Consider the following 19892-nt stretch of genomic DNA (forward strand, 5'->3'; position numbering starts at 1 on the left):
GAAACGTCCTGATTGCCATCATTCAGATTGCTCAGGGTCGCTACCTGATCCGTCGGCATCCTGGGGCTTAGGAAGCTGCTCAGCGACAATAGAAAGATGTATAGAGGCGAACTGGTGTGCCGTTATTCTCGCTGGCTCTCCATTCTGATAGTACTGAGGGGCGTCTAGCTCGGCGCCGTAGCGGGTGCGGAGGTTATCAAAAACGTAGTTCGGTGAAATTATTGACGCGATACTATTGTAGCTCTCGCGCCTTAGGTCAGACCTAACCGGCAGGCCGCTTTCCACTTCCCATCCTTCTCCAATGTAGGTGTCGAGGAAGTCATCCAGCTTCGCTGGGTCTTTATCAAAAAGCTCGCGCAAGCGCGCTTCGATCTCTTCTCGATTTCTTCCGTGCTGCCAGTACCAGTAAAGATTTGGTGCGTCTCTTCCTGCCTGCATAAACAACGGTTCAACATCGTCCGCGTCACGGATGCGAACAGCGAACAAATGGTAAAGAGCGTCGTCCGCTCCATCAGGAAGAACTCGGCGCTCTTCTGGTCTGTCCGCTGAGTGTGTGAGCCAGCGGGCGCACTCCATTCCCATTGCCAATGGAAACGCCGCTCCAAGTACTGCCTCAGCAGCTGACTGCCTGTCTGATAAGGGGATTCGCCTGATAAGTTGAGAAATTAGTATCCCCGCGTACATTATCGTGCCGCCGATTACGAGAGCTCCGCGTTCGCGCGGAAGAAGATCTCCATTCCTCGCGACGGCGATTGCGATCGCTAACGCTGAAACTTCATCCAGAGAGTCCGCTCGATTCCGAAGTGCTTGGATCAATTGCGGCATGACGCGTTTTGAATACGAGCTCAACAGGCTGCGCTGCGAATCGGTATCTGCTGTGACGAGGGCGTCTATCAAGTTTGTTAAATGATTATCCGATATGTCTCCTTCAGGCACCCCGTAAACGAAGTAGCGTTTGAAATAACGGCTCGAACAAATTCTTCGCTCGTTCCCCCACCGCTCCTCCCAATCTCCCCCGTACATCATACTGCTGATTCGCGGAAAAAGAGGTTTCAAAAGTCGCTCTCGCATCTGGCCTCGCTCTTCTGAAGTAGAACCCGGCATTGCGGTTTCGAGGAGTCGATCAATGGCTGACGGAGACTTTTCCAAACCTCGCAAAGCTTCGCGGGGCTCCCCTTGTAAAAACAAATCTGCGTTGTCGCGAATTTCGGCATGGAGCTTCGGGTACAACACCCTCAGTCCTTCAACAAGCATGAACTCAGCGATGTTGACTTCCCCCTTGACGAGTGGAAGTGCAAACATGAGTGCGTTCGTGTACAGCTTTGCGACTCGTGGAGTTTCAAGCTTCGGCTCAAGGCCATCTACAAAATGGCGAGTGAATACGTCGATCTGACGCTGGTCAAGGACAATCCCTGCTTGATTAAGAGCATGTTCGACGCCCTCAAAAGCGATTTCTCGCAGGCTCATTTGATCAGCAGGGGGTAGATGCAAGGGCACCTGAATGATTTTTTCGAGAAACGCGCGGCCCGCTTCTTGTCCACCGGCGCCGTAACGCTCGCCCAATGCAGCAGCGACTACCTCGTCATCGAAAGCCAGAACGTAGCAGGTGTACTTGAAGCTTGCCGAGAGCTTTACCAGCTTGAAAATGGCGTGGGTTTCTTGTCTATCCAACCGGTCAATATCATCGATAAGGATGACTAATCTTTTCCCGCTTTGGCCCAGAAGAGCGTCAATTTGATCCTTAAGCTTATCGAGACTGACTTTGGATAATGACTCTCCGATCTGCTTCGCCGCTTCCCCTGGATTGATTTCTACACCCGGCAGAGCGACTGAGATGACAGACAGGATCCCCCCGTAGGACTCAAGCAGCGCTGCCGCTTTTTCTTTGAATGCTGGCTCCTTACCCAAGGCTTCAGCCAGGGTCGCAAAGAAGCCGCGCAAAAGCGCGTCCTCGGAAGGAAAGTGCCAAGGATTGAATCGTATTGTGACAACCTGTCCGTGTTGATCTAGCGACTCCTCCATCATCTTGAGAACTGAAGTTTTTCCATCTCCCCACGGGCCAAACAGGCCGATGACGATGCTTGAGGGGTCGAGGCGCCTGGCGATTGTCTCAGCGATACGCGCTGCGTAAGGCGCTCGCCCGAACCGATCTTGATGTTTTGAGGTGATTGGCTCGTCCGAGAAGTACTGATCGCTGTCATCGTCGCTTTCTCGATCTTCACCAACAAGCTCTTCTGCCGGAGCATCCGACGAGGCTGCTGAGCCTTCAGGGCCCTTACCAAAAATCTTGCGAATCCACTTCATGACTCTCTCCTTGATATCTCTTTAGTTTTTACGCGCTGATGCTCTTGCTTCGCTATGCGCAACCCTGCTTGATCGAGTCAGGTCTAGGCACCTTTGGGCAATACTCTCCGATCTGATGCCATGTCCTCATTGAAGCCATCTGGCACAGGCTTGAAACCTGAGGCTGGCGAGCGGTGGCTGGACTGGAACTGGCGCAGGCTCAGTACGTCGATTTCACCTGTAATGCAGTAGTCGTGGTTACCTCCCTTGACTCGTAATATGTCGCGCTTCCAACGGTCTTTATAAGGTGCGCGGATACGACTATCACCGAAGCGGCGATTGTTGCATTGGATGATGAAGGCATGAATATCAAGGGCGGCAGACTCCACCAGTGCGTTGAATGTGTCGGTGTCGCTGTTCCACTCTGGAACAAATAGCGCATCGACCTGGCCGCGTAGGTCTGCGCGGTAACGAATATTGGTTAGCTCGCTGCAGATCATGATGGCAAAGCGGAAATCACCATGCTGAATGACTGGAGGCTTTTGCCACTGTTGCTCTTGAGTGGGCTGCATCTGCAGGCCTGCTAGGCGAAAGAGTTCTTTCTCCTCATGAAATGCTGGACGCTGTTTATCCTGGCGATAGAGCATCAGCGAAGGGAACCCAAGACCGTCGTGGGTTAGCGAAGCCCAAACCTGGTGGCGCACATGCTTTCTCGGTGCATGGAGGTACTCCACCCCGGTGATCAAAGATATGCCACGGCCCTTGAGCTTGTCGGCGATACGCATAAACCATTGGGGTGGTAAAGACACTTCCGGGAGGATCAAGTAACCAGCGCCGTCAGGCCGAGAGATCAGTTCGTTAATCAGGCGATTGATGCGTTGGTAACGGTGCAGGCCGTCCGGATCGGGCCACCCCATGATGGCGGCTGTAAAGCTTTCATCTTTGGTTTCCAAACTGGCCACAGCGATGGTCTGTTTTGCTTTGGGTTCTCCGTCCGGGATATGCAAAACCTGCTTTTTGTCGAGGTGGGGCATCTTGTGCTCGGTCAGCTCAAAACCGCGCAGGGCTTGCACCACCAACCCCAGTGTCTTGCGGCTGGAGGCGGCAAAAGGCGTGGGGGCTATGAGGTAGAGCTCATTGAGACTGAATGGGCGAGTGGCAAAGGTTAGACCAGACGGGGGGCCGCGTTTAAGCCTGAGCCAGTTCGCCAGTGTAGCGATGCCGTCGGTCATCTCGTCAGGCAATAGATCTTCTGCGTCAAAAGTAGCGAGGTTTTTACGGAGTGGAATACCGCGCTGGCTGACCATTTCCTGAGGCAGGCCTGTAAAGCGCAAGGGGATATGGGCGAGATCGAAGCTGAACAGCCGAGCTTGAAGCTTCTGTATGTGCTGGGTGGTGATGTTCATTGGCCTGTCCAGGAAGTTACTCCAGATGACGAAGGCAAGGCTCTCCATATGACCGGTCATCTGGTTCTTCCAGGCGGTAGCCCCCGATTTGCTTAGGCGGGGAGGAAACGCAGAGACGATGCTCTGCGTTGTTACTTCCCAGATGGATCGCTTCCATAAATGTCGGGCCTCGGCTGGCACGTTGGCAGCGGCTAGGCTTTTGATCGCTAAAGTGCAGTCGTTCTCTACTTTAACGATCAGGCCACCAAGTGCATTGATGATCTTGTCTAGGTATTCAAAGTCTTCGCAGGCGGTAGCCATGCGAATGATGCGCGGGAGGTATTGAGCCAGTTCGAAGAACTTAATCGGGGTGAGCAGATGCTCTATGACTGCGGCGAAAAAGGCATGGCGGTGTACTTGCCAATCCTCCGGGGGGATATCGCGTTCGAAGGCTTCGTAGTTGCGAAGGCTGAGGGCAAAACCGGCGCGGTGCAGCGTTAGTGCATCGGTCTTTCGCAGATTGTCTGCTTGCTCTCCGGCAAGGTTGGTAGCTTTGAGCAGGTCCGTAGCCACGGTGTTGGGCGAATTCGGCAGGTCGGGTAACGCGCGCCATTCGCTTGCACGTTGGTTGATCTGTTCGGAAATGGCGTTGACCAGAGCGGTACCTGCAGACCCCGCAAGGATGAACAGCTTGTTCTTGCTGTTTTCAAAAGCGATGCGATCTTCTTTGAGATAGCCAGGTTTGAACAGGATGCAGCCGTTATTTTTTTTAAGCAGGTCCTTGCCGCCGTCGCGACTGAAGATCCACTCCCAAAACTGCTCAGTGGTTTTGATGTCGCTGGCGTTTTCCATGACCAGCAGAATGTCGTCCACATAACGGCCGTAATACAGTGGCACTACTTGTTGCTCGATGAACTGGTCGAGCCCGATTAGTGCCGCGTTCGCGACCACTGCAGACGCAGGCAACCCTACGGGTAAACCTTTTCCTAGTGGCGTTTCTTGTGCCCAGGCCAACAAGGCGGAAATGAACAGGCGGTTCAGTTTTGACTGCGATTCGCTCAGTTCAATTTTGGCTAATTTGAGGAAGCCGTCGTCGAGCATAAAGCCGGGGTTTAGCTCATGATAGAAACTGCTTACATCGGCTGTCAGTGCCAATACTTTTTTCTTCTCGCTCAGGGCTGTGCGCATCGCCTTGATGCCACCGTCGCGCCATTTACGGAAGGGTCTGAGATAGGGTTTGAATGATCCAAGGGCCCACGTGCTGATCTCATCGTGCCGGTTACGGCGCAGGCGGCTGCCAAAGACGTTGCTGCTTAGCTGTTTGTCGAAGAGATCGCCGACTTCCATCATCCATAGCGATGACAGCACGTGAAAGTCGATGCTGCAGCGGGCCATGAGGCGGAATACTGCAGTGGGGTGGTTACCCACCACAGTCGCGTTTAGCCACTCGGCTTCCGGTGAGGCGAAGATCAGACTTTCATCCTGCTTTCCTTTGGCCATCTGGATTTCTTTTGGGGCCAGCGTCCAAGTGCCGAGAAATGCAGGGTCTTTCACCCAGTCCTCGTTCATCGCTTCGATCTGCTCTTTCAGGCGAGTAAGGTTTTTGCTCAGGTCGTCTTCATAGTTGGCAATGTCGAACAGCGACGGGTTGGTTGAGTAGTAGAGGTCAACCTTGGCCTTGCGATAGGCGAGGCTAAGGTCGTGCAGCGATAACGACATCTGGATGACGTCCATTTCTGAACCTTTGGCAATCCTGAGATATCCCGGATATTACCGAAAGCAAGCATGAGTGGGCTAAAGCATTGCAAGGCACTCTATCTCTAATGACCGATTGTCATGACTGGACCATTGAACTGCCCCTAGTTTACTAGGCACTTTAATGGACCGCTTTTGGCCGGTTAGCGACGGTCTGACGTCGACCGTCGCTATACATGGTCAAACCTCAGTCTGTTCCGCCATCTCTAGGGCGTCATCGACCTCAATCCCCAGGTATCGAACAGTGCTCTCCAGCTTCGTATGGCCGAGCAGCAACTGAACCGCCCGCAGGTTCTTCGTCCTGCGATATATCAGTGATGCCTTCGTACGTCGCATTGTGTGGGTGCCATACATGGCTGGATCAAGGCCCACGGCTTTCATCCAGCCTTTGACGATACGAGCGTATTGACGAGTAGATAGATGGTCTGAAGTATGCAGCCGGCTAGGAAACAGGCAGTCCTCGCTGCGTAGCTGGGCCCGATGTATCCAGGCCGCGAGAGCAGACCGTGTTTGCTCAGTGATCTCAAACTGCACAGGCCGCTGCGTTTTCTGCTGCATCACCATGGCTCGTGATGATACGTGCTCGCCATGAGCGACATCGCGCACGCGGAGCTTGGTTAAGTCGCAGGCTCGAAGCTTACTGTCGATGGCCAGATCGAAAAGAGCCAGATCTCGGGTTCTTTCCGCAATTTGAAGCCTTACTCGGATGGCCCAGATATCTCTCAGTCGGAGTGGGGTTTTCTGCCCGACCAGTTTTCCTTTGTTCCAGGGCTGACGGCTGCAGGTAGCAATGATGTTCATGACAAGTCCTCCACGTGGGGAAGAACAAGGATGTCTAATCAGAGCAACGGTCGCTAACCGGCCAAAAACGGTCGTCCGATATAGGTGTTTTGCTTGCCAGCAGGACGTTGGGGGCAACTCGAAAGGAACGCTGAATAGTTAGTGGGGAGTGTCTAGACGCAGAGGCGAGATTGAAGAAGTACAGCTACCACCTAGGTACGTTCAATTACCGGTGCGGAAGGGAGCGCATGTGCATGCACACGGTTTCCCACTGCCCAAACCGGAAACGGTTGTACTGGCGAACCAGGACAACTTTCCCATGATCGGTCATGGCGTATTCTCCAACTGATCTCAGCGGGCCGCTGATAGCCTTTACACGCCACGTGCAAAGCGAGCAGTTGAGTGCCAGGCAGGAAGGAGAGTCCTTTGGTGGTAGCTGCAGGCGCAATGCTATCAGCGGATGTATGGAAAGGCTACTCGTAAACCCATGATGTTCGCCCCTTCGACCATATCCCCCGAAGCACATCCAGCCTGAGTTACCTCTGTTTACGACATCATCTTGTCGAAGTGGGCTTCGAATTTCGTTTTGACGAACACATCCTTGAACCGATCTATGAAGGTCGCCGGATCAATCTCGCCAAAGTCAGTGAGGTTAACCGAGTCAGTGTGTGACTCGCGATTGATATAACGGTAAAACGCCCTGAACTCCGGCTTGTCCTCACTGAGCTCCATCAACGCTTGGCGCAGGGTGGGCGCCTGGTGCACAAAGCTAAAGTAGTACTCCAGAATGTTGCGCATCATGTTCGGCATCACATTAGGAGACGTTCTGCCTTGCAATGCATCCTTGATGGTCTGCCAGAAGGCTTGGTAGTCGTTCTGGATTTCCCGTTCCGCCATGGGCACGACGGAGCTGTATTCAGACTTGGTGATCCGGAACATAGCAACGGCTTTTTCCCCATCCTCCTTCAACAGCTTGGCCATCTCGTGGAAGAAAAACAGGTTGTGCGTCAGGATGATCACCTGCTTGAACCGATCTCTTGGGATGAGCACCTGGCGTCTGATCAGCGAAGCGATATCGTATACATAGTTATGGGAAAGGCTCGATATCGGATCGTCGATGACGATGATCCGATCACGCTTGAGCATTCCACTCGCGGTGTCCATCTCGCCATTGCAAACCTCAAGGAAGTAGAGGAACGAGATCAGTGTTTTCTCACCCTCGCTCAGCGTTCTGAACACCCCTTCGGTCTGGCCCGGGCGCTCAAGACGATACTGGGGTACCGAGCCCTCCTCCCTGATCAGCATAAACCCCTTCAGCCCCAGCACCCGCAGCCAATTGTTGATGTTCTCGACCGACTGATCGATGTTCGTAATGGCAGCTCTGGACTGAGTAACAACCCCGCGCAGCTCTTGAATTCGCTCCCGAAGCGACTGAACCTCATCTTTGGCGGTCTGGCGCTGACGGCCTTGCGCCTTGTCGACCTTCTCGAATACCTGGAAAGCTGCATTGCAGGAAGCTCTGTACCATCGCCAGAAGCGTTCCTTGATATTCTCTTCATGCTGTTTTCTGTTCCTGATGCGCTCATTGATAGCGTCGATTTTCAGCTGTTCAGCCGCGATCTCGCGGTTCAACTCAGCAACCAGTGCTTCAGTGGATTCCAGCTTAGTGACAAGAGATGGACTGGCGATCTTCTCGCCAATGGCTTGCAGGTTCTTCTCGAACACCGCGTGTAGGCGAGTGATATGCAGCCTAATGGCTTGAAGCTTATAACCAGGGGCCTCGCATCGTTGCAGAAGCTGATCCATCGCACCCCGGTACTGATATTCGAGTTGCCTGAGCGCACCCAGGCGCTCCTCATAGGTCTTGTCGAAGACCTTATGGATCTCAGCGTAGAAATCTTGGGGCAAAGGTTGCTGACATAGCGGGCATTTGTCTTCCGCCTCAGCCCGATACCGGAGTGCGTGTTTAACCCAGTCCGAGTTTCCCAACTGCTGAATAAACGCAGAAAGGTAGGAGTTGCTCGATCCGGTGATGACCTCCTGCAGCATCGGATCAACTTCCAGCTTATGCGCCTGGAAAGAAATGGGCGCGATGTTTGGCACTTCCTGATCGCTAGTTTCACTAAGCGCTGCCGCTTCCCCTAGCATCCCTTGGGCGGTATCGGTGGTAGCCACAAGCGGAACCCGCCGGACAGCGTCCAGCAGCCGTTCTCTGGTGTTGAGCGACCTGAAGCAGTAAGCCAGAGCGGTGCCATCGAACTCCCGCTTGGGCTTCCAGACACTGTCCAGGAGCCCTTCATGAGCGGCGTCCTGGGCCTTCTTGCAATTAACGCCCTTCTCCATCTCAACATCGTGGGCGATCATCAGTTCAACGATTGACGCCTCTGCTGCTGCCAAGGCGGCCTCAGCCTCAATGTTGCCCTCATTGAGAGTGAAAACTCCCGGCTGAGAAGAGGCTTCATGGAAGTTCTTCTCCATGAACACATGGTTGTAAACCAGTACCTCCCGGCCAACCTTCACCGGTTCCACACCACAAACGTTATAGCAGGCCTGACCAGGAGACTGGAGGAAGTTGCCGATGGTGGTTTTGCCCGTACCATTCTGGCCGTAGAACAAGTTCACGCGCTTGAGCGGGGCAATGGACACCGCAGCGTCAGGCGAGTAGCTGGAGACGTTACGGACCAGAATTTTTTCGAGCATTGGGCAATCCTTGGCATGAGCAAATCCAGCTCAAAGATAAGCGGAACATTTCCGACTTCATAGTGCCATTACGGTTTTTGATCAATCCTACCGGTGCGGCTCCATGCGAAGGGCAGTTCTGGGTCGGTAGCGATCGGTTGCGAACCGCTGCTTTCGGCCAGTGGTCCATGAACCAGCCGCTTGCCCCTGAGGCAGAGCGCTCGGTGATTTGCTGGTAGTCTCCAGTGGTTTTTTGGCCCTCCGTTTTTAACGCGACACTTAGTTTTAGAAAAGTGAACGCATCGCCCCTAATTGAATCGTGAGAATTTGAGACATGGACAATGGACGCCCCGCGCAGAGCGAGTACGTCGAAGCGCTTTTGCAGGCGCTGGAACGAGACAAGGACGCGCTGCTTAAGCTAGGCATGGAAGTTGTCGGTCCTTCTGGCAGTCCAATGTATCCATTGGACTGGATGGTGTTCGCTGCCATTAAGCGAAGTGTTAGCACCTCGAGTGCTCTGGCGGCGATGGTCAGGACCTGGAATATGGTCTGCGCGCGCTCATTGTTGCGAATGCACATAGACACGGCACTGCGATTTTCAGCCGCCTGGCTTGTACCTGATCCGCATGCATTTGCCACAAATGTGATGAAAGGGGAGCCGATCAACAAAATGAAAGATCGAAGTGGCAAACAGCAGCTGTCAGACGCGTTCCTTGTTGAAACGCATAAAGGGGAGTACCCATGGCTTCCCGATGTTTACAAAAAACTCTGTGGATACGTGCATTTCTCAGGTTCACATATCATCGATTCGATCTCTAGTTTCGAGGATGCAACCCGAACCATCGAGTTTGAGATATCTGCCACTGATTCTAAATTTCCTGAGTTCAGTTGGGTTGAAGTCTTGGACTGCTTCAGGAAATCGACCTCGATCCTTTCCTGGTATCTCCAAGGATATGCCGACACAAAAAAGCTCACTCCAGCTGAATTGGAGACGCTGCGTAGCAACAGATAGCAATGTTGCAACCTTCACAGATCGCGATGGGACACCATGAGAAAAGGTGTCTTTTCGCTTATGACCTGATCCGCGTGGCGTACGGGCGTATCGCAGGTGTTACGAGGGGTACAGCAGCGCGTTTTGACTGAACTCATGCACCGGGTACCGTTGCCTCTGAGTGGCGGGAGTCATCGAGTCGTAACGATGTGTAGTATAGACCGATTGGCCTGTTCAGTCAGACTATGACATGGCCATCAGGAATTCTTTTGTAGCGCCGCCCGATGTACTTTTTGAAGGGTAGAATTGCGTTCTTACTATCGCCGATGATGTGCGTCATGGATTGAGCTGCCACTTTGGTATTGAGTTCCAGGACGGTAACTTCATCAACCTCATTTCTACCCTGCATGAATCGTTCGGAATTGCAGATGATGTAGGCGACCCTCGGCGAGATCGGGTAGTAGAAGTCGACGTACTCAGGTGCGGCGAATTCTGTCTCTGAGACACAAGAGTGCACGTTGACTACAGGGTGGTCGGACGTGATGAAAGGCACTCTAGTGTCATTCACAAGTAATGCATGCCTATCCTGGTGGCGACTTGCGTACAGGCTGAAGCCGATACTCATCCCGAACATGTAGCTTAAGAACCACCATGCATGCGCCATAGCATCGGCCACTTCAATTTCAAGGGCGTTGCTCCGTGGCTGAACCTGGATCATGCCATCTCGGAAAGTTTTCGTGCGGGAGATCTGGTGACCGAAGAACATCATGAACTCGATCATGTGCTGTTTATCTTGCAGTACATCGAGTTTTTCATCAGCGAGCGCTGCTAACACTGGCAACGCCTTTTCTTCGTGGGATGCGTGGAGATTTTCCAGTAGGTTGCACTTCATCGCATGGAGATGCAGCTCGGCTTTCTGATCCTGAATGCCAGATTTACGGTAGATGGTCTCAAGATGCTGCATCTTAAGAAAGTCATTAAGATACGACATGTGCTGTTGATGAAGATGGTTGGGGCTTTTTCGAGAGAAGCCTTTAATCACCTGAACATCCATGCCGGTAAGTGTGGTGGTCTTGTAGAAATAGTCGTCAACAACTATGGCTCGCACGCTGTCGTGGGCAATCTTTCCAGTTTTCGTGGTGTAGAAAACATTCTTCGTGCCGCGGCCCCAGCGGGTCAGGTAGTTCGCCCAGACGTAATGGTGACGCTTCTTGGCTTCAAGGTCTTTGCGCGACATGGTCGTCCTTTCCATTGGGTGTTGGCTCGCAAGCTCTCCGCCTACGAGCCTCCCGTCCAGCAATTCAAGTACCTGCTCGGAGGTGACTGCTCGCGTGTGAAATCACACCCGGATGCCAGCTGGATCACTGTAAAGTTAAGATGGTTTTAGCTTTGAATAAAATTTAGAACTTAAGCTTGCATAATACTTAATCGGGCAGTTCGGCTTTATATCTGCCTCGTCGTGCTGATATATTGAAAACACTCCATCAGCGGGTAAGCTTTCGGAAATACAAAAGAGAAGAATCTCTTCTAAAAAATAAAGCATGTTATTTAGGTAAGCATCAAGCTCTTGATGAATAGGGATGGAGGATTCTTGTACGTTTATTTTATTTGTAAGGTCGTAGCTCCAAGTCGGGAGCGAGAATTTATTACCTGGGTGAAGCTTTGTATTTTCTATCGTAAGAGATTGGCCTGGCCCAGGGTGCTCAATAGCATTTCGGCACTCCGACAATCTACGAATCCAAAACAGGTCGTTACCTAGGGCCAAAGATAGTTTTTTTAAAGTAGGGCGATTCTGTTGCAGCCATTTTATATGCTTATCGAAATGCGCCTCGTCTCGCGCCCCCAAAGGTAAGTCCGTAAACAGACTTATTAGTTTGAAGCAATCTATTAAAAACTGTTTTCCGACCAGAAGGAAAGATTTCGCGTCACTTTCTAAGTTTTTAACTTTAGCGAGCGGTGGGATGGCGCGACTGGATTTGTTCTGCTCAATGATGATGTCACATTTTTGCATAACGTCATCAAGCTGCTCGCGAATATTAGACTCTAGCTGTGCACAGACCAGTAGTTGCTCGTTTAGACTCCAAACTTGCTCCAGAAGCTTCGGCTTTATGGAGTCTTCCGAAAAAACTTGGTCAATAATTCGTTTAAACTGAAGAAAGATCCGGGCTACATAGGGAGAGGCAGCACCAATCGCTGCTATTTTCTCATACGTGTGCCCGGTATCTGGTTGGGTTTTTTGTGGATCAGTTGAATCAGCAGTTAACAACTTGTAAATGCTGTTCTCTTTAAATATTAAAAGCAATGCATCATTAATGGTTTCCATTGCTATTATTGCAGACTCATCAATCAAGTCAGGATCATTAATTGTGATGGAAAAGGCATCATCTCTTTTCTGCATAACCCAAACACTCTTTTATTAGTGATACGACTAGAAAAAAGCACTCCGACCTTCCCCTGGCGGCGTTTCTTGGAATGGCAAGGCGGTCGCTTGCATTGACTGCTTCGGAACTCCCGCTGCTCAGACAGAAGCTACAGATGGTAATCGAGATGATTGATTTGTGTCTAACGGATAGGTAACGGCCAATACATGGCGGCGTTTGGCATTTACGTACCCACTTACCAATATCCGCCATAGTCCACGCCGTCTATGACTGCGCGCAATGCACAACTGTAATAGCTACCATCACCGCATCGAATTCGAATCGGAGACAGCCCTAATTGATTGGCTGCTTTTGGCCGATCACTGCCTGTCGCTACCGGCGGCAATGAACAGCTCTCTGCCGTTCATGGTTACTAAGCGTGCTGGTCAAATCCGATGCAATAGTTGATCAGGTCGAATGTAAGCGCCTGGTCAAGTGCAATGCAAACGAGTGGTGATCATGTAGAGTGCAATTTCGTAAGCTGCTACATTTACCGTTTAACGCATCGATACTACTTTTAGACCTCTGGTTCCTTGAATGGCCGAAACCGACAAGTTGCCAGTAGCGGCATGCTGGATGTGTTCGCTCCACCAGATCATCATCGGGCGTCTTCTCTCAATGTAATCCGCACGATTGTAGGCGCTGCGCACCTCATCTTTGTCCACGTGGGCGAGTGCGACCTCGATCAGCTCTGGTTCCCATCCTTTTTCGTTCAGGATTGTACTAGCCATGGAACGCATGCCATGGCTCACCAAGCGCCCTTCAAAACCCATACGTTTCAAGGCCATATTTGCCGTCTGGCTGTTGCAGTGAGTTCGTGGATCTCTATCTGCTGGGAACACAAACTCCCGATGGCCGCTGTAGGGTTTTATTGTTTCAAGCAAAGCAAGTGCGTGTTCAGTCAGTGGTATGACGTGAGCACGACGCTTTTTCATACGCTCCGCTGGAATTGTCCAGGTTTTCTTGTCGAGATCAATGTCAGCCCAGGAAGTCGTGGCGGCTTCCGCAGGGCGGGTCATGGTATGAAGTTGCCATTCGATCAGGCAGCGGGTTGTTCTCTTTATGCTCGCATTGGCGATGGCGACCATTAACTCTGGCAGCTCTTCCGGGCGGAGGGCTGCCATGTTCTGCTTTTTCGGCTTCTTGAAAACGGCCCGAATGCCGCTGAGCGGATTGGCAAAGATCATTCCCGAGTTCACACCGTAGGTCATGATCTCGTTGAGTCGTTGGGTCAGTCGCTTCACTGTCTCCAAGCTGCCTTTGGTTTCCAAGGGGCGCAGCAGCTCGATGACCCTCGGGGCATTGATTTGCGAGATAGGTGTTGTTCCCAGCGATGGAAAGACATGCAGCGTAAGCGAGCGCCAGATGTCCTCGGCATACGCCTGAGTGACCGAATCTTTTTTCAGTTCAAACCAGGCAGATGCCACGTTCTCGAACGTGTGCTCGGTTGCCTGCCTTTTTGTCTGCTCCAACTCGCTACGTTGTTCTTTCGGATCGATGCCCTGGGCGAGAAGCTCTCTGGCTTCGACCGTCTTCTTCCTGGCTTGCGCGAGTGAGAGTTCTGGATAGGTGCCGAGGCCCATATTGATGCGGTTTTTGGTAATCGGCTGCCGGTAGTTGAAGTTCCAGAGCGTAGAGCCATTGACCCTCACTCGCAGCTGTAAGCCGTCTCCATCGCTGAGGACGTAGTCCTTGTCTTTCGGCTTTACCGCTTTGAGCTGGCGGTCAGAGAGGCGGGTGGCTTGGGCGCACATGAGGTGTTCCATGACATCAATTGGTATTCCAAAAATTACCACCGAAGGGCTTGGAATACCATCTGGAATACCCGATGACGTGGATTGTGTTGGACGTCCATGGACGCTAATAGACCCTAAAGCCTTGATTTTGCTGGATTTCAGACACAAAAAAAGACGTCCGGGGACGTCTTTAGATGTTGAAGTGGTGGAGCCGGGGGGATTTGAACCCCCGTCCGCCAGTACTCCGCTGTCGGTACTACATGCGTAGCCGTTTCTATTAAGTTAACCCTCAGCGACCCGAAGGGCAGGGTGCTTTGGGCGAGTTGTGTAAGTTTTAGCCGCTTCGTCCACAACGTACTGCACGGCGATTCTGTTCTATATGACAATCACTTTGGGTTTACAGACATCCCCTGGTGATTGCTGGACCCGAAGGTACCAGAAGCTCAGGGCTAAGGCTGCTTACGCAGCGAGAGCGAATTCCTGGCCGTAGTTTTCGTCATTGGCAACTATAAGAAGTTGCAACAGTGGATTTACGAGTTCTGTTACCAACTCGGCATGCACCTAAAGTTTCGCGACCGGCGTCGAATCCTAAACGGCCCCGTGCTTGTAACTCGTTGTTTCTTAGTGAGTGACAAGCCTGTGCAGTGTACGCCAAAAGCTTAGCGAAGGCCAACCCGAAGGTTGGCCCTCTCGCTTACTGGCCGCCTTTCTCGCTGTTCTGCAGGTCTTGCAGGGCCTTGGAGGTGATTTCGATGCACTTCTTCTCGTCACCTGCGGCGTGGGCGGCCTTGGCCTGGGAGACGGCGGTGTCTATTTCGCCACTTTTACCGCTGGTGTCGGTGGCGAGCAGGGCTTTGCCGTTGTTGATTTTGTCCAGGTTGATCTGGCACAGGTCTTTGTCACTGGCTGCGAAAGCGGGGGAGGCGAGCATCGCAGCGGTCATGAACAAGCCAGCAAGAGCGGAACGCTTCATAGGGTGTCTCCTTGCGCAAAAGGGCTCGACGCTGCTGGCGTGCAACCGCTGCCAGCGACATCACTGATGGGCCTCGTTTGTCGAAGCCTATGCAGATGACTGCGCTGGTGCGCGAGGGTTCGGTTTTTTTGCCGGGTCAGTGGGCGCGGGCGCGGGTCACGCGGTCTACCAGGTAGACCAGGCCGTGGTAGTCGATGCCGCCATGCTGGCTCAGGCCGATCTCGCAGGTGCGGCTGGTGGAGATGCCTTCGCTGCAATATTGCACGGCGTCTTTGAGTGAGCGCAGGGAGTGGGCGTTGAGCTCTGGTGTGGTGAAGCCTTTGTCGCCGGCAAAGCCGCAGCAATGAATGCCTTCGGGGATCACCACGGTTTTTGCGCAGCGTCGCGCCAGTTCGATCAGTGCCTGGCTCTCGCCCAGGTGTTGGGTGCTGCAGGTGACGTGCACGGCGATGGGCGCTTCCTGGGGCGTGAAGTCGAGGCGGTCCATCAGGTGGGTGCGTATGAAGCGTACCGGGTCGTAGAGGTCCAGGCGCGTTTCTTCCAGCTCTTGCACCAGGCGCAGGGTGCAGGGGCTGGTGTCGCAGTAGATCGGGTCGAGGCCGCCGCGGCTGGCGTGGAGCAGGGCGCCGATCAGTTCCTGGCGCTTGTGTTCGGCCTGCTCGGCGTAGCCTTTGGATGCGAAGGGTTGGCCGCAGCAGAGGCTGTCCTGGTTGTCGGGGAAGACTACCTGGTAGCCGGCTTTTTCCAGCAGATGGCGGGTTTTGTCGTACAGCGACATTTGCTCTTTATCGCCGGCTGCCGGGCCCATGGCGCGAGAGACGCAGGCGGCCAGGTACACCACGCGCGGGCGCGCGTCCGCCACTGCCGGGCTGAAGCGGATGGCCTTTTCGGGCTGTGGCATGGCGTTGGTCCACTGCGGAATTTGCCCTTTGGACAGCTTGGTCAGCGTGCTCGAGAGCCTGGCCAGCCGTGGGGCGCCCAGCAGCATGCGTGCGCCATTGGCGACGTGCAGGGTAAAGCGCGCACCTTGCAGCGCGGTGGCGAAATGGCTGGCGAGCCAGTCGGCGGTTTTCGTACGGTCGGCCTCGCGGCTGCGCAGTTTTTTTACCAGGTCGCCGGTATTGATGCCTACAGGGCAGCGTTGCGCGCATAGGCCGGTGGCGGCGCAGGTGTCGATGCCCTGGTAGTGGTAGGCCGCTTCCAGTTCGGCGGTGTCCACGCCTGCGCGTTTTTTGGCCTGGATGTCACGCCAGATCACGATGCGCTGGCGGGGGCTCAGGGTCAGGCCTTTTGACGGGCACACCGGCTCGCAGAAGCCACACTCGATGCACTTATCCACCAGCTCATCGGCAGCGGGCAACGGCTTGAGGTGTTTGAGGTGGATCTGCGGGTCTTCGCTGAGTACCACGTCGGGGTTGAGGATGCCGTTGGGGTCGAGCAGGCGCTTGAGCTGCCACATCAGTTGATAAGCGTCGCTACCCCATTCCAGTTCGACGAACGGTGCCATGTTGCGGCCGGTGCCGTGTTCGGCCTTCAGCGAGCCACCGAACTCCACGGCCACCAGTTGCGCAACGTCGTCCATGAACGCTTGATAGCGTGCGACTTCTTCGCTGCTGTTGAAGCCTTGGGTGAACACAAAGTGCAGATTGCCTTCCAGGGCGTGTCCGAAAAGGATGGCTTCGTCGTAGTGATGTTTGTCGAACAGTGCGATCAAGCGGTTTACGCCAATCGCCAGTTGTTCGACGGGGAAGGTCACGTCTTCGATGATCACGGTGGTGCCGGTTTTGCGCACGGCACCTACGGCGGGGAAGGTGTCCTTGCGGATGGCCCACAGGCGGGCGTTTTCCAGTGGGTCTTCGGTGAAGTCGACTTGTTTCTCCACGGGAAACGCCGCCAGGGACGCCATGATGCGCGTCAGTTGTTCGTGCAGCAGTGATGACGAAGCGGCGCGGGATTCGATCAGCAGTGCGCAGGCGTTTTCCGATAGGTGCTGTACGAAAGCAGGCATGCCCGGTTTGTCCTGCACCGAGCGCATGCTGCGTCGGTCCAGCAGTTCAACGGCGGAGACTGGCTGGGTTTTCAGCACGGTGACGGCGTTGCAGCAGGTTTCGACATCCGGGAAGACGATCAGCGCGGAGGCTTTGTTCGGGTGGTCGATCACGGTGTCGTAGGTGACCGCACTGATAAACCCCAGGGTGCCCTCGGAGCCGACCAGCAGGTGGCTGAGGATATCCAGCGGGTCATCGAAATCCACCAACGCATTGAGTGACAGGCCGGTGGTGTTTTTCAGTCGGTATTTGTGGCGGATCTTTGCCGCCAGCTCAGTATTTGCTCGTGTTTCGCGACCCAATGTAGCCAGGCGTTCAAGCAGTGCGCCATGTGACTGGCGGAAGGCTCGCACGCTGGCGGCATCTTCGGTGTCCACACGGCTGCCATCGGCCAGCACCAGGCGGATGCCCGCCAGGGTGTGGTAGGTGTTTTGCGCCGTGCCGCAGCACATGCCACTGGCATTGTTGGCGACGATACCCCCGATCTTGCAAGCATTGATGGACGCTGGGTCCGGGCCGATCTTGCGCCCGAACGGTGCGAGCCAGGCATTGGCCTGGGCGCCGATCACGCCGGGTTGCAGGCGTATCTGGGTGCCTTGCCCGCGAATTTCGCGGTGGTTCCAGTTATCACCCAGCACGATCAGCACCGAGTCGCTGATGGCCTGGCCCGAGAGGCTGGTGCCTGCGGCACGGAAGGTCACCGGCACGCGGTCGCGCTGGGCCAGTTGCAGCAGTGTCACCACTTCGTCTTCTGACTCCACGCGGATCACCAGCTGTGGGATCAGTCGGTAAAAGCTAGCGTCGGTGCCGAAGGCGAGGGTGGAAAGTGGGTCGTCGAAGCGGCGATCTTGCGGGATCAGTTGTGCGACGTCGCTCAGGAAAGCAGCAGGCAGGCTCATCGGTCCTCCAGAAATAGCAGACGCCGGCAGGATGCTCCGGCGTCGATTCTTACCCTATTACGTGCAGGTCTCAGTGCACCAGCATACCGGTGAACCAGTACGCCTGCGCCAAGGTGATTAGCCCGACGATCGTGGCAAAAAACAGGCTGTGCTTGAGGGTAAAGCGGAACAGATCGGATTCCTTGCCCACCAGGCCGGTGGCGGCGCAGGCCACGGCGATCGATTGCGGCGAGATCATTTTGCCGGTCACGCCACCGCTGGTGTTCGCGGCTACCAGCAAGGTGTCGTTGACGCCGATCTGGTGAGCGGTAGTGGCTTGCAATGAGCTGAACAGGGCGTTGGATGAGGTATCGGAGCCTGTCAGGAAAACCCCTAGCCAGCCAAGGAATGGCGAGAAGAACGGGAAGGCAGCACCGGTGCCGGCCAGAACCAGGGCCATGGTCGAGGACATGCCGGAATAGTTGGTGACGAAGGCGAACGCCAGTACCATGCCGATGGACAGGATCGGCCAGCGCAGCTCGAAGAAGGTCTCTTTTAAAGTGGTAAGACCAGTTTTGATGTCGATTTTCAATACCAGCATGGAGATCAGTGCCGAGAAGAAGATCGCAGTGCCGGTGGCAGAAATCGGGTCCAGCTTGAAGACGGCCGGAATGGCGGTCGGGTTGGTCACGATGGGCGCGACTTTAACCACCAGTTGATCCAGGTGCGGAATCGCAAAATTGAACACCCAGCCGTACATCGAACCGCCCGCAGCGAACAAGGCCTTGAAGGGTTTGAGGGTCCAGATGGTGACCAGTACGGTGAGGATCAGGAACGGCGACCACGCCTTGAAAATTTGCCCCAGGCTGTAGGGCGAAACCACGGTGTTGCGGGGCAAGCCGAAGCCGCCGGCGCTGGAGGTGACCGCCACGCTGGAGGTGGCGCCGGCAATCTGTGCGCCTGCGGTGCGCTTGGGTTGCCAGACTTTCAGGAACAGCGTCAGGGCAATCAGGCTGGCGAGTGCCGAGGTGATGTCCGGCAGCTCTGGGCCAATGAAGTTGGAGGTGAAATATTGGGTGACGGCAAAGCTCAAGCCGGCCACCAAGGCTGCCGGCCAGGTTTCGCGAACGCCGCGCAGGCCGTCCATCATGAACACCAGCCAGAACGGCACGAACAGCGACAGCAGTGGCAGTTGGCGGCCGGTCATGGCGCCAATCTTGAACGCATCAATACCGGTGACCTGGCCGGCGACGATGATCGGAATGCCCAAAGCGCCGAAGGCCACGGGCGCGGTATTGGCAATCAGGCACAGGCCGGCGGCGTACAGCGGGTTGAAACCCAGGCCCACCAGCAGCGCGGCGGTGATCGCCACGGGCGCGCCAAAACCGGCCGCACCTTCCAGGAAGGCGCCAAAGCAAAAACCGATCAACAACACCTGCAAGCGCTGGTCGTCGGTGATCGACAGCACGGAGCTGCGGATGATTTCGAACTGGCCGCTCTTGACCGTCAATTTGTACAGGAATACCGCTGCGACGATGATCCAGGCGATGGGCCACAGGCCGTAGGCAAAACCATAACCGGCCGCAGCCAGTGCCATGTCTATCGGCATCTGGAAGGCGAAAATAGCGACCAGTATCGACAGGGCCAGGGTGATGCTGCCGGCCACATGGCCTTTGAGGCGGAACACGGCCAGCGCCAGGAAGAAAAATACGATGGGAATGACGGCGGCCAGTGCGGACAGGCCGAGGCTGCCAAGTGGGCTGTAAAGCTGTTGCCAGGTTTGCATATGGGGTGGCCCCTGATTGTTGTTGTTTGATGAGCTTGGGTAATTGGTAATACCAATTTACAATCGCTGTGGGCTAGATTAAGAGCCTGGGCAGGGGTGTGTCAATTTGCCGCCTGCGAAACTTTGGTCGTAGGTCGGGAGGCGGGGTGTTCTGATCGGCGAAATTGAAGGCGTTCTG

The 19892-nt window shown here is 54.5% G+C and carries 11 protein-coding genes and 1 other RNA gene; 1 reads left to right on the forward strand and 11 read right to left on the reverse strand.

Annotation, left to right across the window (positions count from 1 at the left end; all coding sequences use genetic code 11):
• Positions 1 to 18: 18 nt before the first annotated feature.
• The 4 genes from CRN80_RS13505 to CRN80_RS13520 form a co-directional block, all read right to left on the reverse strand.
• Complete coding sequence (locus CRN80_RS13505) at positions 19 to 2304, reverse strand: P-loop NTPase fold protein (protein WP_098950342.1); 2286 nt, start codon at positions 2302 to 2304, stop codon at positions 19 to 21.
• 83 nt (positions 2305 to 2387) lie between these two features.
• On the reverse strand, positions 2388 to 5402 hold the full coding sequence (locus CRN80_RS13510) for an RNA-directed DNA polymerase (protein WP_098950343.1): 3015 nt from the start codon (positions 5400 to 5402) through the stop codon (positions 2388 to 2390).
• Between the two features lie 201 nt (positions 5403 to 5603).
• Positions 5604 to 6224 carry a tyrosine-type recombinase/integrase gene (locus tag CRN80_RS13515; protein WP_098950344.1) on the reverse strand — a complete coding sequence of 207 codons (621 nt, stop codon included), beginning with the start codon at positions 6222 to 6224 and terminating at the stop codon, positions 5604 to 5606.
• Positions 6225 to 6749: 525 nt separating this feature from the next.
• Positions 6750 to 8903 carry an AAA family ATPase gene (locus tag CRN80_RS13520; RefSeq protein ID WP_016973790.1) on the reverse strand — a complete coding sequence of 718 codons (2154 nt, stop codon included), beginning with the start codon at positions 8901 to 8903 and terminating at the stop codon, positions 6750 to 6752.
• A gap of 313 nt (positions 8904 to 9216) precedes the next feature.
• On the opposite strand from CRN80_RS13520, the gene CRN80_RS13525 reads away from it, so the two are divergent.
• Positions 9217 to 9894, forward strand: coding sequence for a hypothetical protein (locus tag CRN80_RS13525; protein ID WP_016973789.1), 678 nt, complete (start codon positions 9217 to 9219; stop codon positions 9892 to 9894).
• Positions 9895 to 10111: 217 nt separating this feature from the next.
• Here the strand turns inward: CRN80_RS13525 and CRN80_RS13530 are convergent, their stop codons facing one another.
• From CRN80_RS13530 to CRN80_RS13560, 7 genes are all read right to left on the reverse strand, one after another.
• Positions 10112 to 11110 (reverse strand): DUF4238 domain-containing protein, encoded by a 999-nt coding sequence (locus CRN80_RS13530; protein WP_016973788.1) that lies wholly within the window; start codon positions 11108 to 11110, stop codon positions 10112 to 10114.
• 135 nt (positions 11111 to 11245) lie between these two features.
• Positions 11246 to 12271: a hypothetical protein gene (locus tag CRN80_RS13535; RefSeq protein ID WP_098950345.1), complete on the reverse strand. Its 1026-nt coding sequence runs from the start codon at positions 12269 to 12271 to the stop codon at positions 11246 to 11248.
• 519 nt (positions 12272 to 12790) lie between these two features.
• A complete protein-coding gene (locus CRN80_RS13540; protein WP_016973786.1) occupies positions 12791 to 14047 on the reverse strand; it encodes an integrase domain-containing protein in 1257 nt (418 codons plus the stop codon).
• A gap of 185 nt (positions 14048 to 14232) precedes the next feature.
• Positions 14233 to 14629, reverse strand: a transfer-messenger RNA (tmRNA) gene (gene ssrA, locus CRN80_RS13545).
• A gap of 94 nt (positions 14630 to 14723) precedes the next feature.
• Positions 14724 to 15002 carry a hypothetical protein gene (locus CRN80_RS13550; RefSeq protein ID WP_003194233.1) on the reverse strand — a complete coding sequence of 93 codons (279 nt, stop codon included), beginning with the start codon at positions 15000 to 15002 and terminating at the stop codon, positions 14724 to 14726.
• Between the two features lie 136 nt (positions 15003 to 15138).
• Positions 15139 to 17949 (reverse strand): FAD-binding and (Fe-S)-binding domain-containing protein, encoded by a 2811-nt coding sequence (locus CRN80_RS13555; RefSeq protein WP_098950346.1) that lies wholly within the window; start codon positions 17947 to 17949, stop codon positions 15139 to 15141.
• A gap of 70 nt (positions 17950 to 18019) precedes the next feature.
• Positions 18020 to 19714: a lactate permease LctP family transporter gene (locus CRN80_RS13560; protein ID WP_098950347.1), complete on the reverse strand. Its 1695-nt coding sequence runs from the start codon at positions 19712 to 19714 to the stop codon at positions 18020 to 18022.
• Positions 19715 to 19892: the final 178 nt, after the last annotated feature.

The organism is Pseudomonas sp. FDAARGOS_380, assembly GCF_002591235.1.
In the GTDB taxonomy this organism is placed as follows: Bacteria; Pseudomonadota; Gammaproteobacteria; order Pseudomonadales; family Pseudomonadaceae; genus Aquipseudomonas; species Aquipseudomonas salmasensis.